The organism is Bacillus sp. BR3(2024) (genome assembly GCF_039134555.1).
In the GTDB taxonomy this organism is placed as follows: Bacteria; Bacillota; Bacilli; order Bacillales; family Bacillaceae_G; genus Bacillus_A; species Bacillus_A cereus.
Genome location: NZ_CP152433.1, coordinates 2,093,999 through 2,113,902, shown reverse-complemented (window position 1 = coordinate 2,113,902; position 19,904 = coordinate 2,093,999). Strand labels below are relative to the sequence as shown.

The following is a 19,904-nucleotide window of genomic DNA, read 5'->3' as shown; positions in this document are numbered from 1 at the left end:
TTAGCCTCTTTCCTTCATTTGTTCAACAATGTAATTGACAATATGACGACTTGTTAACGCTCCAATATATTGACCGTTTTTTTCAACTGGAACGACCTTCTCATCACGCACACGAACTAACGCTTCTTGTAAAGAAGAATGTAATGATAGCGCCTGCCCTTCTAATTGCACACTTTGATCAAGCGGCAATACATCTGCTATACTTTTCCCCTGATACCAAGTTCGTCCGCGATTTCCAATAAACTCCTCTACAAATTCATTTTTCGGATTATGTATAATTCCTTCTGGTGTATCTAGTTGAACAACTTTTCCTTCTTTCATAATACAAATGCGATCTCCAAGTGATAATGCTTCTTGCATATCATGTGTTACAAATACGATTGTTTTTTGAATCTTTTTTTGCAACTGTACAATATCCTTCTGAAGCTGTTCCCTACTTAATGGATCTAACGCACTAAATGGTTCATCCATAAGAACGATTTTCGGGTTTGCAGCTAATGCTCGCACGACACCGACACGTTGTTTTTGTCCTCCTGACAATTCATCAGGCATACGATTTCGATAAATATCCGGATCTAATCCAACCATATGTAACAATTCATCGACGCGTGCTTTAATTTCTTTTTTGCTCCATTGCCTCATTTCAGGAACAATTGCAATATTTTCAGCAATTGTCATATGAGGAAACAAAGCAATCTGTTGCAACACGTATCCTATATCCCAACGTAATTCGTTTATATTATATTGTTGAATATCTTTTCCATCGATTAAAAGCGATCCTTCAGTCGTTTCGATTAAACGATTAATCATTTTCATTGTCGTTGTTTTACCGCATCCACTCGGACCGATGAGAACAAAAAATTCTCCCTTTTTAATTTCTAAATGCAATAAATCCACTGCTTTCGTGCCATCTTCATACGATTTTGACACATGATTAAATTGAATCACAAATACAACTCCTTTAATGTTGTTTCCTTTATTTTGATGGAATATGGCATTCATTTCAAATGATACGCTTTTAAATTAAAAAAGAGCTCACATTTGAGCTCTAACGGTCGAACAATATTGTTTTCATAATAGCAGCATATTCGCGAACATACATTTTTCTCTTAGAACGAATTGGTGTTTCAGCAGCTAGTGCCTCCATCTTCATTCCTAAACGCTTTGCAATTATTTTCGTTCGATATAAATGATACGTATTACTTACAACTACTGCATGTTTCACATTATATAAATCCATACTAAACTTTAAGTTTTCATACGTATTTGTAGATTGATCTTCTATTAAAATACGACTCTCATCTATACCGTGTACCATTAAATAGTTTCTCATGCTGTGAGCTTCCGGTATATCTTCATCTTCTCCTTGACCACCTGAAACAATTACTTTCGCTTCAGGATGGGAAAATAAATACTCCACCGCTACATCCAAACGATTTTGAAGAGATAAAGACGGTCTATCTCCAAATAACTTTGCACCCAGTATAAGAACGTACGGAGAGTGATAGCTCAACTTTTCACGAGCAACTTTGTTCATTCTAAACGTCATATAAATGATGTATAGTGGCGGTAATAATAAAATGATAAGATAGATCCATTTGTTCATAAATAAGTTTGCACTCCCTTTCTTTTTATTATACAGAAAAAGAAAGGGCGGCAGAAGTGTTTTTTAAACGATTGATTTATTAGAAACATTCGCCGCTACTTTACGTTGTGATAGTACATAATAAATAGCGATTCCTAATGAGAAGATCAATATGCAGCTTAATACGTAAAACGGAAGCATTACTCCGGCTTTAGATACACCCGCTGTAAACAGCATTAATAATACAATTCGTATTCCAGTACCAATTAGGCGAAATAAGCTGTCTACACGTCCCATTACTTCGTTTGGAATTTCCTCCATCATCAATACATTTCTCGCCACTCTTGTACCCGCATTTCCAACTGCATGAAAAATTGCAAGTCCATATAAGAAAATTACGGAAGGTTCAATAATCATTGCGGTAATTGAAATTACATAAATGAACATCGTCATAACGATTGAAACTTCTGTTTTTACATATTTCATTATGAGTGGAATACAGATTCCTGCAACAACCGCTCCGACACCGTACATCGTGCCCTCTATTGCGTATACAGAGGCATTGGCTTTAAGTATATCCGAAATATAAACTGGTATTAAATAATTTGCCATCATAACGCCTATAAACGGCATATAAGTGGCCAGTAAGAACCAAAAGAGCTTAGGACGTTTTTTCATAAAGTGAATTCCTTCAAACAATTGCTTCTTAAATGTTATTTTTCTTTTCACTTCTTTTTTCTTTACGTACGGTATACATAAGAAAAGAAAAAATGCTCCAGCAAAAGTTAACATGTCTACTAACAAAATCCACTTCAAAGATACAATTTCAATTAAGAAGCTCGCAGCCGCTCCAGAAATAACTTGTGTTAACTGTCCTTGTATTTCCATCGTTCCACTTAAACTTTTATAATGTTCTGCTTGAAATATCTCTTGGTTGAACGCAAATATTGTAGGATAAAACAATAAATAGTAGAATGATCCGGCTATATAAATAAGAATATAGTGAATAGAATGATAAGGTTGCCCAGCAAATCCCCATATAACCATTATTCCGATTACGGCTATTCCGATTCCTTCGTTACATAGCAATAAAGATTTTCTTGAAAAACGATCAATACTTTGCCCAATGAATGGTGTTAATAAAAACATAATGAGGGTTGCAATGATAGAAACATAACCAAATGTTGTCTCTCCTCCACTCTCTTTAATTAACAGCCAAGGAATCGTTATCATAACAATTCCGGAACCAATAGCAGATAGACTATTGGCTCCTAGAATGTAATACAAGCGAGAATCATGATAAAGTGAGGACATATCATTCCACTCCTAGTTGTTTTTTCACCTCTTTATATACGCTCATATATGCTTTTAATTCTTTAACTACATCATGAATTAATGGTTTTGCATCTTCTCCAAGTTCACCATCTTGCACATGTAATCCATCAAGCACAACTTGTTTTGGAATTGCATTTGCATAAACACCTCTAGCGACCGTTCGCATGCTGTTTAATGCATTTATTCCACCTTTACCGCCACCAGCAACCGCTAACAATGCAACTGGTTTATGAATAAATTCACTACTACTTAAGTAATCTAAAGAGTTTTTCAGCGCACCGCTCATCGCATTATGATATTCTGGTGTACATAATACAACCCCATCCGCAGCTTTCACTAACGTTTTTAATTTTTTTACTGCCTCTAAATCACGTTGTGACTCTTCTCCATTGTATAAAGGTAACTCCTCAATTGCTAAATCATATAATTCCCCTTCAAATTGATCCGCAATATATTTTGCCACCACACGAGTTCGACCAAATTTTCTTGGTGTACCGTTAATAACGACTAGTTTCATGATTATTTCTCCCCTTTGTTTTCAAGTTCTACTTATATATTATCAGAAATTTCTATACAAAACACAATATAAAGAGTTAACTTGTTTCATAAAATAGTATGATAAACAAAAAAGAACTCATACTTTCGTATGAGTTTTGTACAATTACTTTGTTTCATCTCTCATGCTCAATGTACCTAAACTTTCATTTGCTTCAAAATGATTATATGCTTTTTCCGCTAATCTTTTCCGTTCTTCTGGTAATTCTATATATTTCATTACGTTTTCAATTATTTTTTCGTACGGAGTAAACACAATTCCTGGCCACTCTACCTCATCTTCTGGATTACTATTTTCGGAAATAATAAATTTCTTATTTGCGACTGCATAAGACACGCGAGGTGTTTCAAGAATTCCTGATAAATAAAAATGAATATTTAATATAATTTTAGCTCTAGCAATCAATTCATTTCTAACAATTCCCCACGCATTATTTTTAAAAACTATATTTAAATTCGGGGCAATCGCTTTTAGATGATCAAAAATAGCTTGTCGCCTCGGATTAAGAGCACCTATAAACAGAATATCAATATCTTCAATAATTTCATCTTCAAACGCATCTTTTTTTATTTCCAAAGTTGGAGCATAGTTCATTTCTACATGTTTTATTTCTTTTCCTACCCCTTTTTGTTTAAGCCATTCTATATTTTGTTTACTATAATCCCAAATCACTCTATCTTTTAATAATATTAAATAAAGGGGGTGCGCATATGGACTTCCTTCGTATAGCTGTTCTAAATTATAAACAATTGCATCTTTCGGAAGAAGGTTCGGGTTATATGCATATGTATGTGCTCCAAAAACAACTGTATTCTTTACATTTTCCAGTATTGTTTCTGATATAATTACTGTATTTCCCTCCTGCTCCAACCTCCACTTTAAAGCTCGCGCAACATCTATGAAACTACCGTATGTCTTTGGGCATATAAAAAGACAATAATCATATTCTTTATTCAAATAAACTTCCATTAATCTTAAATTATTTTTATATAGATCTACATCCGGATGTTTAAGTACCAACTCATTTGCATGTTTTCTTGCTACTTTATATAATCCAGCATAATAAGCAGCGATGCATCTTCTTAATTCGATTCTTTCCCGGTCCTCATCTAATACATCCATGTTTAAAAGAAGATTTGCGATACAATACGCTTTTAAATGATCACGATCATAATAATAGTCTAGTAGTGGCATCAATTCTTCATACGTATTTCCATGCACCGATTCTCCTAGTTCAATCGCCCATCGTATTAATTCCATGATTACTCCACTACTCCTTTAATCGAAAATGTATTTAATAAAATTTCGCATTATTCTCTACTATATTTGCTATATGAAATGGAATCTTTTCTTTTATCGATTCCAAATACTTTTGCGACACCGCCCCTAAATGTTTTTTATGAGGTATATAGAAAGCACTAATAGAAATTTCATAGTCAAATAAGTAATCATACACATGATAATCTACAAATAGTAGATCATCCTTTGGAAAAGGAATTTCCTTCCCTTGCAGAGCATACATCAAAGCAATATTGTTTTGAGATCGTAATCGATACAACCTTGCAAGTTGGTATAATGGTTCAGCCCGGGTTGGTCTATATTCCCAAGCTTTTTGGAAATAAAAAACAGCTAATGCTAAATATTGCTCTTCTTGCCCTTTAACAGTTTCTTTTTCATCAGCATCTGTCACTTCATTTTGTTTATTTGCTGAACGATTTGCTAACTGCTCATAACAAAATCCTATTCGCAATAACGAATAGAATACCTCTTCAACCCATCCTCCTGCTTCCACTCGTTTTTTATACCATTTAATTGAATTCTCAAATTGACTTAAATGAAAATAAGTCTGAGCTAAATAAAATAAATATCTTATATGCAAATCTGGCGTTGTTTCTGGGTCGTTTATTCCCTGTAACAACAACCTCTCATCTCTTTCAAATTTATCAGCTTTGCTCCCGCCATCTCCGGGATCATTCACGACAAGAGTCTCTAACCGAGCTACCCTCGTATTGTAATTCGCTCCAACTTTTGAACGATCTATATCCCAATATTCATGAGTAACACCGACAGATTTCCATGGTAAAGAAGCTTTTAAAAGACGCGTAAGCCAATATTTAATATGAACATCATATTGTAATGTAAGATAATGATCTTCCGTTAAGCTCGTTTTATCGAAATTCGGATCAACCTCTAAAATCATATCCGCATCTAATATTAATAAATAATCTGCTTCTGGGTATGTTTTTTGCGCTAACGAAACAGCTAAGCTTCTGTTATAACCAAAGTTTTTAAACGGCTCATGATGAACCGTCCCAGGTATCTCATTTTCCTTACACCAATTTTCAATAATTTCAGGCGTATTATCCGTCGATCCAGTATCACAAATAGAAACAAAGTCTACAATTGATTTTGTTGCATTTAAACATCTTTCCATAATTCTAGACTCATTTTTAACGATCATACAAAGACATAACTTTTTTTCTTCCTTTACAGACTTCACTTGCTCATTTCCCATTTAACCACCTCATATTTTATTAACACGCTCTTCTCATATGTAACAACATTTCTTAGCTATACTGATGACATAAGCACCCTTTTACTATTTATGAAAACTTCATTTTATTTATTCTTACTTTTATGTTGGGACATATTTCATGCTTCGCTTTATATTTGATACAATCAATACAAAAAACATAATACGGGAATCCGTACATTTCAAAGTCTAAGAGGAGGTTATATTTTGTTGGATTACATTTGGCTAGATGACAAATCACCAATTTTAGAACAACTACCAAGAAACTTTAAATCTGCAGCTATATTGCTACATCCTTTTATCCAAATGCCTTTAGGATGGGAAAAGTCTGTGAGAAAAAGACCATATGAGCACATCTATCCTAGCGCTGAAGAAATCATTTATAATGGGAAATCCGTTTCTTGGAAGGAAATGATGTCTTGTAGTGGATTACATTCATACGCAGACCTAGCAATGGCCATGTTGACTTCCATTAGTGCCCTTTCAGAAGAATATAAAAGAGAGGATTTAGCTAAAAAGCTACATTCAAACTTAAAAAAAGATCTTTATTATCCAACAGAAGATTATACATCTATATTTTTATTACACAAATTACTTAAACTCCTCGGTTCTAAAGGTGCAAAAAATCTATATTTCTCTGAACCAATTCTTGATACAAACGGATTATTACAGGTAAATAATACTACTCCATTAGATATTTGGGACATTAGCAATAATGAGTTAATTATTACTGGCGAAGATAATGAGTATGCGTTTATGAGTATATACGATTCCTTTACAACCTTATTATTAGCTAAAGAAGAAAATATAGAATATATTGTTCATTCAATGAACGTTGAAGCTATCATTTGTGACAAAAAAACGATGATTGATTGGTATTTTTAAATTAGTAATTTCTTAAACTATAAAAAAGAAACTTGCGCTTATACACAAGTTTCTTTTTAAAAACATCCTTATTTTTTCACAACTTCATGTCCACCGAACTGATTACGTAATGCTGAAACTACTTTTCCATGGAATGTATCATCTTCCTGAGAACGATAGCGCATAAATAATGACATAGCGATAACTGGTGCTGCAGCTTGAAGTTCAAGTGCAGTTTCAACAGTCCATTTTCCTTCTCCTGAAGAGTTCATTACACCTTTAATGCCATCTAGTTTCGGATCTTCTGCAAATGCTTTTTCAGTTAAGTCCATTAACCAACCACGGATAACTGATCCGTTAGCCCATACTTTTGCAACATCTTCATAATTGAAATCAAAGTCACTCTTATCTAGTACTTCAAATCCTTCAGCGATTGCTTGCATCATGCCGTACTCAATACCGTTATGAACCATTTTCAAGAAATGACCACTACCAACACGGCCAGCATAAGAATAGCCATTTTCTACTGCTAAATCTTTAAATAAAGGTTCTAATTGGTCGTAAATTTCTTTTTCTCCACCAACCATTAAGCAAGCACCGTATCTAGCTCCTTCTACACCGCCTGATGTACCGATATCTACATAATGTAATCCGAAGCTTTTTGCTTCTTCAGCACGGCGTAACGTATCTTTATAGAATGAATTTCCGCCTTCAATAACGATATCACCTTCATCTAATAATGGATATACATCTTTTAGTACTGACTCTACAACTTCTCCTGCAGGCACCATTACCCAAATTGTACGAGGAGCTTCTAGTTCAGCAATCATTTCTTTTAATGTATGACGTGCAGTAATTCCTAGTTTTCCTGCCTTTTCAACAAGCTCTTTATTTACATCGTATACAACTACTTCATGCTTGTCTTCATATAAGTGTTCAGCTAATGGAAATCCCATTTTTCCTAATCCAATTAAACCTAGTTTCATATTAATCAATCTCCTATTCTATACAAATATATTTAATATCGAAATTAGCCCAAGTGCTACTACAGATAATATAGTCTCCATTGCAGTCCATGTTAATAATGTTTCTTTCACAGTCATTCCGAAATACTCTTTAATCATCCAAAATCCTGAATCATTCACGTGTGATAAAATTAATGACCCTGCACCAGTTGCAAGTGCTAATAATTCAACATTTACACCTGGTGTGCTTGCGGCAATCGGCGCAACAATACCAGCTGCTGTCATCATAGAAACAGTTGCCGATCCAGTTGCAATTCGGATTAGTGCCGCAATTCCCCACCCTAATAATATCGGTGAAATATGTGATTCTTTCGCCATATCTGCAATTGTCGTTCCAATTCCAGAATCTAATAATACTTTATTAAATGCGCCGCCTGCACCAATCACTAACAATATGTTTGCAATAGGTCCAAGGCAATCATTTGTAAATTGTAACACTTTATCTTTTGAGAAACCTTTTGCATATCCAAGACTAAAGAAAGAGTAAATGGTTGCAATTAATAAAGCCACAATCGGATCTCCAATAAAGTGTAATACTTGTGCTAGTTGACTCGTTTTATTTAATGCAACTTCTGCTATTGATGCACCAAGCATAAGAAATACTGGAAGTAAAATTGTAAACAATGTATTCCAAAAGCTAGGAAGCTCTTTTTTATTATCTTTTTCAACAAATTGCTCCGCTATATCTAATGGTACTTTCTTATGTATACGAGCACCAATCCATTTCCCGTAAAGTGGACCTGAAATAATTGCAGTTGGAAGTCCGACAATTAACGCATATAAAATTGTCTTCCCTACATCTGCTTTAAAAATACCAACTGCCGCCATTGCCGCTGGATGCGGTGGAACAAGTCCGTGTACGACTGACAGTCCTGCTACTAGCGGAATACCAATTGTAATAAGTGATACCCCAGTTTCTAACGCAATTGTAAATACTAACGGAATTAATAGTACAAATCCAACTTGGAAAAATACCGGAATCCCTACTAAAAATGCAACGAACATCATCGCCCAGTGAACTCGTTTCTTCCCAAAACGATTAATTAATGTGTTAGCGATACGTTCAGCACCACCAGATTCGGCCATCATTTTTCCAAGCATCGTTCCTAGTGCTAAAACTATTGCTAAAAACCCTAATGTATTACCAAGCCCTAGTTTAATAGAATCAATAATCCCTGGATCTTTTGGTGAAGTTCCAATTAAAGGCATTCCCATTGCTAATCCTACACCAATTGCTGTTAAAATTAATGCGACAAATGGATGCCATTTTACTACCGTAATAAGTAAAAGTAGTATGACAACTGCCGCTAGTACGATCCCAACTACCATTTCTCCCAATCCCCCTATTGTTTACGTTGGAAAGCAGCTATACAATCAAATTCTTCTTTCAAGCGATTGTAAAGTCGTTCATACATATAAAACATTTCTAAATATATAGCCGTATTTTCTTTATTCGGTACATGGTGATGGACAATATCAATCCAATCCTTTACCTCTTCAAGAGAATCAATTTTTCCTACAGCATATAAAGCAACTGCCGCTGCCCCAAGCGCAGATGCTTCATGACTTTCAGGTACAAGCAATTCTTTTCCCATCATATCGGACAACATTTGTCTCCAAAATGCAGATTTTGCAAACCCTCCTGAAACTCGTATTTCAGTAAGTGGCCCTGTACAATCCCTGATTGCGAGTGCTACTGAATATACACTCATACAAACACCTTCCATCACTGCACGTATAAAATGTTCTCGCTTATGTTGAAGATTGATTCCAAAGAATGTACCACGAGCATTTGCATTCCAGTAAGGTGCGCGTTCTCCAGATAAGAAAGGTAAGAACAATAGCCCATCCGCTCCAGCTGGTACGCTTTCTGCATATTTAATTAATAAATCATAAGGATCAATGCCGAGCTTTCTTGCTACTTCTTGCTCTGGACTACCAAATTCATCACGTAACCATCTCAGTAATATTCCGCCGTTATTCGTTGGACCACCGATTACCCAGTGCTCATCTGTTAATGCGTAACAAAACGTTCTCCCTTTCTCATCTGTATTTATATTTGATGAGATTGTTCGAACCGCACCACTCGTTCCAATCGTAATTGCAGCCGCACCCGGTGATATCGCACCAACTCCTACATTTGCAAGAACCCCATCACTTGCTCCGATGACAATTGGTGTTTCTGCACTTATCCCCATCTTCTGTGCTAACTCTGGCTTCATACCTGATAAAATATATGTAGTTGGTACAGGGGTTGATAATTGTTCTGGTGACATATGTAACATAGTTAAAACATCTTCATCCCAGTTTAATGTTTCTAAATTAAATAACCCTGTAGCAGAAGCAATCGAATAATCAACTACGTAGCGTGAAAATAATTGGTAAATCACATACTCTTTAATGGAAATGAATTTATAGGCACTTGTATATAACTCTGGTTCCTCTTCTTTCATCCATAACAATTTAGAAAGTGGTGACATCGGATGAATCGGTGTACCTGTACGTCTATAAATTTCATGCCCATTCATTTGTTGTAATAATTTTTCTGATTGCTTCGTACTTCGATTATCTGCCCAAATGATAGAACGCGTTAATGGCGCACCATTTTCATCTACTGCAATTAATGCGTGCATAGCTGTACTAATACCGATTGAAGAAATATCTTCTGGTAATACATTACCTTTTCCAATGGCAACGCTTACACTTTTGTATACAGCGGCACATATTACATCAGGATCTTGCTCAGCCCATCCTACATTCGGTTGAATAATTGGGTAATCGATTGCATGTGATGCAATGACTTTTCCTTTTTCTGTGAACACAACCGTTTTTGTACTTGTGGTACCGATATCAATCCCGATTACTCTCCCCCTTGTTTCCATGCGAATCTTCCCTTCATTACTAGCAAAATACGATTTAGTAAACCGTTTACATGAATTAGTATATAAAATATTTTTTCATTTATCAAGTTATAAAAAGAAAATTTTTTTCATACCAAAAATAAATCCCCTCATTCCATTTCACTTATATACTAAATTTAGCTTTTCCATGCGGTAAAATTACGTTATATTCGTTACGCAATACACTCTTTCCTCTCATTAACAACACATACATAATCCTCCATACGTTCTACTTATTTGCTTGAAGAAAAAGTTGAAAAGCAATATTCATTTTTAGCGGTCACGTAACATCACCATCAAGCCAAGAAAAGTAACTAACCGCAGAATGAGAATTCTGTGCATTTTACTCATATTTATTGTTTTAGGTTCACTAGTCTTTTATCTTGATAAACATAGAGCGTGGCCCCCTACTATCACTTTTTTATCTTGTAAATATATCTTGCATACTATAAAACCGAAAAGTATTTTTATTTTTCAGAAAAATAAAAACAATAACACGAAATTTATTGTATAATGTTGTAAAAAGATGTCGGAGGGATTTAATGTTAAATAAAATATCTCAATTCACAATTAAGCTTTCATCAATTCTTTTATCACTCTTACTATTATTAAATTTACCTTATTTATTTATCACTCAACAAGGATTTACCTTTCAACCAATTTATTTTTTTAATCAGACCGTTACTATGTTAAAACAGGTTTTTTCCCCTGAATCATTAGTGATTATAGGATCAGACCCGAAGTTTGGCCATTTCAAAAAAACACCATTATTTCCAACTGTTTTAGAACCTTACCTATATTCATTTACTATATTATTTTTAGCCTTTTTTCTTGCTCTCTTTTTATCATCTAGCATGGCATTTTTTTATTTTTTAGCAAAAGATTATATAAAAAAATGGATAAACCGAATTGTGTTCATATTAGAAGCTGTCCCTGATATGATGATGATGATTTGTTTGCAAATTTTTTTCATATGGGTACTTCAGAAATTTGGGGAATCTCCTGTCACTATTATTTCCTTTAATGAAAATCGAGCTTATTTACTCCCTATTTTATCATTAGCTGTCTTACCTACATTACAAATGTTTCGGATGATGGTGTTATACATAAAAGAAGAGCAAGGAAAACATTACGTAGAGGTTGCATATGGAAAAGGCCTTTCATCAAGTTATATACTATGCATTCATTTATTCAAAAATATATCTATCCACTTCTTCCACCATTTAAAAACAATTTTTGTTTTCTTACTTTCTAATTTATTCATTTTAGAATTTGTTTTTAATATGGAAGGCATTATTCAATTTTTATTTAATAAGGCGTTTGTTTCACCTCCAGCTGCATTTATCATACTTGTTATGATTATTTTACCATTTTATGCTATTTTCCAAATAGTCTCATTCATGATGAATAGATGGAAAAAACAATTGAAAGGAGTATCATTATGAAATCTATTTGGAAATCAAAACGCTTTTTAATCGGCTTTACTTATCTATTCATACTTATTTCAGCTAGTTTTATTTATAGTTGGTTCTTTAAAGATAACATTCCAAAACCTCCTCAGTTACTTTACAATGACAATAACGAATTACTTGGAAAGGCCCCCTTTCCGCCATCGTTAATTCCACCTTTTGGATCTGATCGTTTTGGAGAGTCTGTTTTCTTACAAATTGTAGAAGGAGCAAAATTCACTATTTTATTAGCCATGGCAATTAGCTTCTTTCGAATTTTATGCGGAACATGTATAGGAATCCTCTTAAGTTTATTTGCTCCAAAACTCAAGAGATTTTTCCAGTCATGCTCAGAAGTTTTTTATTACATTCCAACTCTATTTATCGCATTCATACTCATCACGCCCGTTAATATTATAATCACATCAAATGCTGATGGGGTAGATCCAAATATTTCATTTACGTTTTATCAAGTACTCGTACTTATTTTCGTCGCTCTGCCTACACTTTCTTTATACATATCCTCAGAGGTTGATGAATTTATGAAACAAGATTACATCTTAAGTTCACAATTACTGGGGGCTAGTCGTTTTCATATTATAAAAAAACACTTACGAGTCTTATTACTTGACCGCTTATTTGTATTATTTATGGAACATATCGTCCAAACACTCATACTCGTTATCCATTTAGCGTTGCTTAACATTGTAATTGGCGGCATACAAATGCGTGAACTCTATGACGGAGTGCTCAAACCTGTTTCTCTATCTAATGATTGGGCAGGTCTTATTGGATTAAATCGTAATGAAATGAATCTTTCATGGTGGATTATTTTTTATACTCTCGCTTCATTCTTTATTACGATTCTATTTATTAAGCTTATGACCATCGGGATTCAAGATGCACTGAAAGCAAGAGATTCGCAAATTGTAGCAATTCAAAACGTTCCAGATCATAAAAAATTTGTTAAACATAAAGATTCCTTTTCGTTTGCAAATAAAGTAAACCTTTAATCATTTCTCATTAATGAAGTATTAATTGGCATCGATATTAGTAGAAAATAAAGAAGATGATCCCTATTAAATACAGGGATCATCTTCTTATGCTGTCTAACTTTTTTACATGTCCTTTGCTAGACTCATGTTTTTTATATTTAAAGTGAATTATTTGCAATCACAATTATGTTTTTTAAAATCAATTACCATACGCCCTTGAATTCTACCTTGTTCCATTTCTTCGAATACATTTTGTACTTTATCTAGCGAACAAGTTTGAACAACCGGCACTACTTTTCCTTCTGCCCCAAACATAAACGCCTCTTCCAAATCTTTACGAGTACCAACTAGAGAACCAACTACTTCAATTCCATCCAGTACAAGTCGTGGGATGTTTAAGTCCATTGTTTCTACTGGTAGCCCTACTGCAACTACTTTACCGCAAGCACGTACTGCATCAACTGCTGAGTTAAAGGCTACTTTAGAGACTGCTGTTACTACCGCAGCATAAGCGCCACCAAACTTCTCTTGCACAATTTTATCAGCAGGACCTTGAGAAATTGGATTGATAGTCATATCAGCACCAACTTCTTTCGCTAAGGCTAATTTATCGTCATTAATGTCTACTGCGATTACCTTTGCACCAAATACATTTTTAGCATATTGGATAGCTAAGTTACCTAATCCACCGCAGCCATAGATTACAATAGGTTGACTAGGTTTAATATCTGATACTTTAATAGCTTTATATGTAGTTACACCAGCACAAGTAATTGATGATGCTTGAGCAGGATCTAATCCTTCTGGTACTTTTACCGCATAATCAGCTGTAACGATACATTGTTCAGCCATACCACCATCCACTGAATAACCAGCGTTTTTAACTTCACGGCAAAATGTTTCTCTACCAGTTACGCAATATTCACAACGTCCACAAGATTGGAACATCCATGCAATACTTACACGGTCACCTATCTTTAGTGAAGTAACATCATCAGCTATTTTCGTAACAATACCTACACCCTCATGACCAAGAATACGGCCATCAGTGTTACCAAAATCATGATTCGCAACGTGTAAATCAGTGTGGCAAACTCCACAATACTCTACATCTACTAACGCTTCACCTGAGTGTAACGGACGTAATTCTTTTTCAATCACTTCGATGTTTGCTTTGCTGTTTTTATTAACCACTACTGCTTTCATATGTGATCTCCCCTTTAGTGTTTTAGCATTTTAATGAGTTTATCTCACAACTACTTTCTTCACTACTTTGGCTAGTTATTGTACCAAATTTAAGTGTTCAATCATCATTACATCTTCATCATAACATGACACTTCATAAACAATTTGTGAAATTATGAACAATATTTGAATTATTACATAAATCGGTCTTTATTTTAAATTTTTAAAAATGAGAGTTTATCACTGACTATAAGTAAGTCATACATTTCTAAAAGAAAATAAAGTAACAAACTTCTCATCGATAAAAAAGCTCTTCACTCAATATTTTCTATATTTAAACACTTAGTTTCACAGTAATAGCCTTTGCCACCAACATAAACTTTTTCTATTTTATTCTTGCTATTGGTTGCTAATTTAACTAATATTTCGGAAGGCGAGTGTAAAGAATAACCTTGTTCAAATACATAGACTTCTTTTTGCAAATAGTGCTGTTCATAAAGATAGCAAGCTAATGCACCGTTTGAAGTTCCAGTCGCTGCTTCTTCATTAATGTCGTATAGTGGAGCAAAATTTCTGCATATAATTCGATTGTCATTAAAAGTATATAAATGCATCCCGACAACATTATAATACTTGCTGATTTCTTTAATTTTTTCAAAATTAGGTTGCAGTGCATGTAATTGTATTTCGCTTTTTATAGGAATTAAAATATCTTTTAAGCCAGTGGAGACAATTTGAATTGGGTATTTATTGTCTATATCTTTACTATCAAAACAGTCGGTGAACTCGTTTGGAGATACAACATCATAGAATCTCGGTTTATTTTGTTCCATGAATATGATGTCATCTTTTATAGTGATAGTAAGAACACCGCTGTTCGTTTCAATCGTATAGCGATTCCTGAAAAGTTTATTTAAATGCATCAGTATCGCGAAAGAGCCAATTGTGGCATGACCACATAAATCAACTTCTTCTTTTGGAGTAAAATACTCAAATTTATAATCAGCAATTTCAGATTCTGATATAAATGCGGTTTCCGCATAACCCAGTTGTTTGGCTATTTCCATTTTTTGAGTAGTGGTCAATGTATTTGTATTCTCAATAAATACCACTCCTGCTTTATTTCCGCCTTTATGCTCCTTGCTAAATGCACTTGCAACATAAACAGATATTTTCATAAGACATCTTCCTCACTTATAGTAAATTATAGTATAGAAAGCACTACATATAAATTCCATTGGATAAATTATCCCTAAAATAAGAAACAAACTATTTTTAGCATTTGAACTCTCCAAAAATAGTTTGTCTACAGTCTGAAAGCTCTTCATTTGAAGAGCTTTTTTTATATTCGCTTCATCGAAATCGTTTCACGTATACTTTGTAAATTTTTTAGAGTTTCCTCTTGTCGCTGCAACGACAACCCTACATACAAAGTATCTAATAAGCTTAACTGTGCTAATCGTGATGAACTTGCTTCTGTGCGGAATTCAGTCTCACGTGTTGATGTATATAACGTTATATCAGCAAGTTGACTTAATGCTGATTTCTTATAGCTCGTAATCGCAATAATTTTGGCTCCTCTTGCTTTCGCTACTTCTAACGCTTCAAGTAATCCTTTATTGCTACCAGAATGAGAAATACCAATAACAACTGAATTTTCTGAGAGTAAACCTGCTCCCATAATTTGAAAATGCGAATCAGTATGAGCGATACAAGAAATACCCGTTCTCATAAACTTATGATACGCATCCATCGCAATAATACCAGAGCCACCATTTCCATAAAACTCAATTCGACTTGCTTCTTGTAAGGCTCGTACAGCCTGCTCAAGTGCCGTTTCATTAAGCAAATGTAAAGTATCTTGCAGTCCTGTAATATGCGAATGAAAAACTTTTTTAGCAACAGTTACCATACTATCTTCCGCTGATACCTCTTCATGAATATTTTGCATCGGTGTATGTACAATTTCACGAGCTAATGTAATCTTTAAATCTTGAAAACCTTGCAAACCAAGGTTTTTACATAAGCGGAATATCGTAGCTTCGGAACTATTCGTAACTTCAGCTAATTCTGTAATAGATTTATGTACAACATCTTGTGGATGTTTCAAAATATGTTCGGCAATACTTCGCAATTTCGGTGATAAACCATTTAACGAAGCCTGAATCTTTCCAATCCCACTTCTTGTACCAGGCATAGCATATCCTCCCCTTCCATCGTAGCTTTATCCTGTAAAAACCGATTAGTTAAACTAATCATCAGTGGGGATGGTCCCCCACTGATTAGAGTTTCACTTTATTGTACCTAATTATCGAAAGAAGAAAAACCTATATTAGGGATTACTATAAATTTTAATTGCTCCTATGTATTCTGTCATACGATATAACAGAATTATTCATGCTTATGAATAATTCTCTCCATGTTTCACTGCGTATAATGCGGCTTGCGTACGATCATCCACTTCCAATTTAGCTAAAACGTTTGAAACGTGTGTTTTCACAGTTTGTTCTGTAATATGAAGTTCTGCTGCAATCTCCTTGTTGCTTCTTCCTTTCGCAATTTCGCGAAGTACCTCTTGCTCTCTTTTCGTTAACATTGAAAAAGGATTTTCTACTTCCTTCTTTACTGCAGAACGCCCCATTAATGCAGGTTTTACTTTCGGGTGAAAATTCGCATTTCCTTGATGTACTGCAATAATAGAAGCGACAAGTTGCTCAGGTTGTACTTCTTTTAATTGATAACCATCTGCTCCAGCTTCAAGTGCTGGTATAACATAATCTTGCTCTGAAAAACTACTTAATATAAGTACCTTTATTGTCTCATCATATTGCTTTAGACGTTTTGTTGCCTCAATTCCATCCATTTTCGGCATCGATACATCCATTATTACGACATCTGGTCTTTCTTTTTGCATGAAATGTAATGCCTCTTCGCCATTTTCCGCTTCCCCAATAATTTCAAATTCTTCTCTCGTTTTCAAAAAGAATACAAGTCCTCTTCGAACGATATGATGGTCCTCAACTAGTAGCAGTTTAATCTTCAACCTTATTCTCCCCTTCAAATCGGCAATTGAATTTCTATTTTTGTACCCTTTTTCAGCTCTGTTATAATTTGAAACGATCCCTTCATTAACTGAATACGTTCCTTCATACTTTTCAGGCCAAGTGCTGATTCCCTTACTTGTTCTTGTATAAATCCTATTCCATTGTCTTCTATATAAAAATGTAACTGGTTATTTTCTATTTTCAAAAGAATATGTACCTTTTCACACGAAGCATGCTTTTTACAATTATGTAGCGCCTCTTGGCTAATACGCCATAAAACTTCTTCTATTTCATCCCCAATTGAAACCATCCCATCAATTCGAACTTCCACTTGAACTCCTAATAACTTCCCGTAATTTTGAATTGCTTCTGCTAATCCTTTCTCCAATCCTTCAGGTCTTAATTGCCAAATTAATAGCGTCATCTCTTGTAATGCTTCTTGTGATAATTCCCCAATATAACTTAACATCTCTTGCAATTCTCTATCTTGCGTCATATTCAGAGTACCTTTCGCTGTTAGCATAATAGAAAATAACAATTGTTTTACTGAATCATGTAAATCACGTGCAAGTCGATTTCTTTCCGCTACCACTACATATTTACGTTCTTTCTCAACTAATTGAATACGTTGTATTGTCGTTCCAATTTGAAATGCAATTGATTCTAATAACGCTAACTCTTCCTCAGAAAAATGAGTCTTATGAGGTGCAGCCACATTTAGTAGACCAAATTTTTCTGATCCAGACCTAAGCGGAATTGTCGCATGATGTGTAACATCTTCTGTCTCTCCCCAATTATATTCAATTGCATCTTCTATTCGCTTACATTCAATAATATTAGTCGCTTTTTCCAATCTCCCATTCACAAAACGTTCTACACACCAACAGTTTCCTTCACACATCGGCTTCTTCTTTTGCCACGTAAGAGCCTCTGGTAAATTTTCGTCTACAAGCATGCTGTGCTTTCCACTTTCATCAATAAAAAATATCCACCCTGTTTGTAAATTCATTACTTGTAACAATGTATGCAACACTTTTTCTAACATATCCTGTAAGTTTGTTGCTTCATTTAATAATTCAGCAATTTCTTTTAATGCTTCTAAACGATGCATCTCTTTTTCTTCAAAGTTCATTCTCATCACCAACTACAATTATAACATTAAGAAATTTCTAAATTCTATAAATAAAAAAAGAACCGAATTCCTTCAGCCCTTTCTTTATATCAATCATTTTATTATTGTTATTCTATCCAATGTTGGAAGCAGAATTTTTGTTAACAAACGATTCTACTTTAGCTGTCCGATAAAGATTGTCCACCATGGATATGCTGTAAACCTTCAGTAGTAACAACCATATTCGCTGCTGGCATTTGCACTTGATTCTTATGGAACATAGACATTAATTCAAACCTTACTTGTCTAGAAGTTTCAAAATAATCTTCTGGCTTTATTAAACCTGTAATACAAAATTCATAGCCAACATATTTCAAGTTAGGATTTAAGTCTGTAACACCGACGTATTTAAATGGTTCAACAGCCTCATCCTCTACTCTATAAAGAGTTTGATTCAATTCTTCATTGCATATAACACATACTTCTTCTAACAATTCCTTCACTCTTGTTGGATCTTCCTGATAACTTACCGTGATGCGTTCAATTACACGCATCCATCCTTTATTAAAATTTTGTATCGTTCTAATCTCTCCGTGCGGGATGGTAAGTAGTTTTCCTGACCATTCACGAATTTGCATAAAACGAATACTAATCTCTTCAATAGTTCCTGAATTTGTTCCGTTAAAAGTTACAAAATCACCAACCCGAAACTCTTTGTCCGCTAATCTTGCAAAGCCTAATATAACATCTTTTAGCATCTGTTGTGCAGCAAAACCGATGACAACTCCAGCTATCCCTGCACCTGCAATAATACTTTTTATATCTACAAATTGGCTAATTAAATATATGATAAGACTGATGATAATGATATATCTAAAAATAGATCGAATTACACTTTGAATCGTCTGCTCTACCTCTTCATCAAAAAAGCTTGATTTCCTAAAAAACCAATCAATAATACGGTTTATTACAAAAGAAATAATGATTAAAACTAAAGCAAATAGTAAAAATCTTAAAAGTAAAAACTCTCTTACATAATTAAAAAATTCTTCAGTATACGTTAATAAGCTCATTTAACCACTTCCTTACTAATTAAAAAATTCATAATCGCCTAAGTTTGTTCCAGAAAAATCTATTATCCTAATCTAAAATGCCACTATCCTTACTATGTATTTTGACTCTATTACTAATTCACCTTAAACAGTATGTCTAGGTGTTCTTTTTCCTTTCCCTTTAAATATACCCTTTTTAATAACCTAAGGGGGAGCAAATCGTGAAATTTTTTTATACGTTAAAACTTTATTCATCTCATTACGATTTCAA

At 34.2% G+C, this 19,904-nt stretch carries 18 protein-coding genes; 3 read left to right on the top strand and 15 right to left on the bottom strand.

Annotated features, from left to right (window positions below):
- From V7S45_RS10995 to V7S45_RS10970, 6 genes are all read right to left on the bottom strand, one after another.
- Positions 1-948, bottom strand: a complete 948-nt coding sequence (locus V7S45_RS10995; protein WP_089607467.1) for an ABC transporter ATP-binding protein — start codon at positions 946-948, stop codon at positions 1-3.
- 100 nt (positions 949-1,048) lie between these two features.
- The gene (locus tag V7S45_RS10990) at positions 1,049-1,606 is read right to left on the bottom strand and encodes a YdcF family protein (protein ID WP_025687404.1); all 558 of its coding nucleotides are present in this window, start codon (positions 1,604-1,606) and stop codon (positions 1,049-1,051) included.
- A 63-nt stretch (positions 1,607-1,669) separates the two neighbouring features.
- Positions 1,670-2,899: an MFS transporter gene (locus V7S45_RS10985; protein ID WP_000097165.1), complete on the bottom strand. Its 1,230-nt coding sequence runs from the start codon at positions 2,897-2,899 to the stop codon at positions 1,670-1,672.
- Position 2,900: 1 nt separating this feature from the next.
- On the bottom strand, positions 2,901-3,437 hold the full coding sequence (locus tag V7S45_RS10980) for an NADPH-dependent FMN reductase (RefSeq protein ID WP_000780355.1): 537 nt from the start codon (positions 3,435-3,437) through the stop codon (positions 2,901-2,903).
- Between the two features lie 144 nt (positions 3,438-3,581).
- Positions 3,582-4,736 carry a hypothetical protein gene (locus tag V7S45_RS10975; RefSeq protein ID WP_000420431.1) on the bottom strand — a complete coding sequence of 385 codons (1,155 nt, stop codon included), beginning with the start codon at positions 4,734-4,736 and terminating at the stop codon, positions 3,582-3,584.
- Positions 4,737-4,770: 34 nt separating this feature from the next.
- Positions 4,771-5,991 carry a glycosyltransferase gene (locus V7S45_RS10970; protein ID WP_000526219.1) on the bottom strand — a complete coding sequence of 407 codons (1,221 nt, stop codon included), beginning with the start codon at positions 5,989-5,991 and terminating at the stop codon, positions 4,771-4,773.
- A gap of 225 nt (positions 5,992-6,216) precedes the next feature.
- Here V7S45_RS10970 and V7S45_RS10965 point away from each other — a divergent pair, with 225 nt between their 5' ends.
- The gene (locus V7S45_RS10965; RefSeq protein ID WP_088346064.1) at positions 6,217-6,894 is read left to right on the top strand and encodes a DUF2711 domain-containing protein; all 678 of its coding nucleotides are present in this window, start codon (positions 6,217-6,219) and stop codon (positions 6,892-6,894) included.
- Positions 6,895-6,962: 68 nt separating this feature from the next.
- Here the strand turns inward: V7S45_RS10965 and gnd are convergent, their stop codons facing one another.
- The 3 genes from gnd to gntK are packed head-to-tail and all read right to left on the bottom strand — an operon-like array spanning position 6,963 to position 10,780.
- Entirely contained in the window at positions 6,963-7,859 is an 897-nt protein-coding gene (gene gnd, locus V7S45_RS10960) for a phosphogluconate dehydrogenase (NAD(+)-dependent, decarboxylating) (protein ID WP_000765995.1), read from the bottom strand.
- A gap of 18 nt (positions 7,860-7,877) precedes the next feature.
- Complete coding sequence (locus V7S45_RS10955; protein ID WP_157797743.1) at positions 7,878-9,227, bottom strand: GntP family permease; 1,350 nt, start codon at positions 9,225-9,227, stop codon at positions 7,878-7,880.
- Positions 9,228-9,241: 14 nt separating this feature from the next.
- On the bottom strand, positions 9,242-10,780 hold the full coding sequence (gntK, locus tag V7S45_RS10950) for a gluconokinase (protein ID WP_016117742.1): 1,539 nt from the start codon (positions 10,778-10,780) through the stop codon (positions 9,242-9,244).
- A gap of 560 nt (positions 10,781-11,340) precedes the next feature.
- Between gntK and V7S45_RS10945 the strand changes: the two genes are divergently transcribed.
- The gene (locus tag V7S45_RS10945; protein ID WP_000932683.1) at positions 11,341-12,243 is read left to right on the top strand and encodes an ABC transporter permease subunit; all 903 of its coding nucleotides are present in this window, start codon (positions 11,341-11,343) and stop codon (positions 12,241-12,243) included.
- Positions 12,240-13,259 carry an ABC transporter permease subunit gene (locus V7S45_RS10940; protein ID WP_000836565.1) on the top strand — a complete coding sequence of 340 codons (1,020 nt, stop codon included), beginning with the start codon at positions 12,240-12,242 and terminating at the stop codon, positions 13,257-13,259. Before V7S45_RS10945 ends, V7S45_RS10940 begins: the two co-directional genes overlap by 4 nt.
- 150 nt (positions 13,260-13,409) lie before the next feature.
- On the opposite strand, the gene adhP is transcribed toward V7S45_RS10940, so the two are convergent.
- The 6 genes from adhP to V7S45_RS10910 form a co-directional block, all read right to left on the bottom strand.
- On the bottom strand, positions 13,410-14,447 hold the full coding sequence (gene adhP, locus V7S45_RS10935; protein ID WP_000649120.1) for an alcohol dehydrogenase AdhP: 1,038 nt from the start codon (positions 14,445-14,447) through the stop codon (positions 13,410-13,412).
- A 293-nt stretch (positions 14,448-14,740) separates the two neighbouring features.
- Complete coding sequence (locus V7S45_RS10930) at positions 14,741-15,604, bottom strand: PhzF family phenazine biosynthesis protein (protein ID WP_025687402.1); 864 nt, start codon at positions 15,602-15,604, stop codon at positions 14,741-14,743.
- A 164-nt stretch (positions 15,605-15,768) separates the two neighbouring features.
- Positions 15,769-16,623 (bottom strand): MurR/RpiR family transcriptional regulator, encoded by an 855-nt coding sequence (locus tag V7S45_RS10925; protein WP_001119646.1) that lies wholly within the window; start codon positions 16,621-16,623, stop codon positions 15,769-15,771.
- Between the two features lie 204 nt (positions 16,624-16,827).
- The gene (gene casR, locus V7S45_RS10920; protein ID WP_342761805.1) at positions 16,828-17,469 is read right to left on the bottom strand and encodes a two-component system response regulator CasR; all 642 of its coding nucleotides are present in this window, start codon (positions 17,467-17,469) and stop codon (positions 16,828-16,830) included.
- A 14-nt stretch (positions 17,470-17,483) separates the two neighbouring features.
- On the bottom strand, positions 17,484-18,581 hold the full coding sequence (gene casK, locus V7S45_RS10915) for a two-component system sensor histidine kinase CasK (protein WP_179206959.1): 1,098 nt from the start codon (positions 18,579-18,581) through the stop codon (positions 17,484-17,486).
- Positions 18,582-18,760: 179 nt separating this feature from the next.
- On the bottom strand, positions 18,761-19,654 hold the full coding sequence (locus tag V7S45_RS10910; RefSeq protein WP_000055427.1) for a mechanosensitive ion channel family protein: 894 nt from the start codon (positions 19,652-19,654) through the stop codon (positions 18,761-18,763).
- Positions 19,655-19,904: the final 250 nt, after the last annotated feature.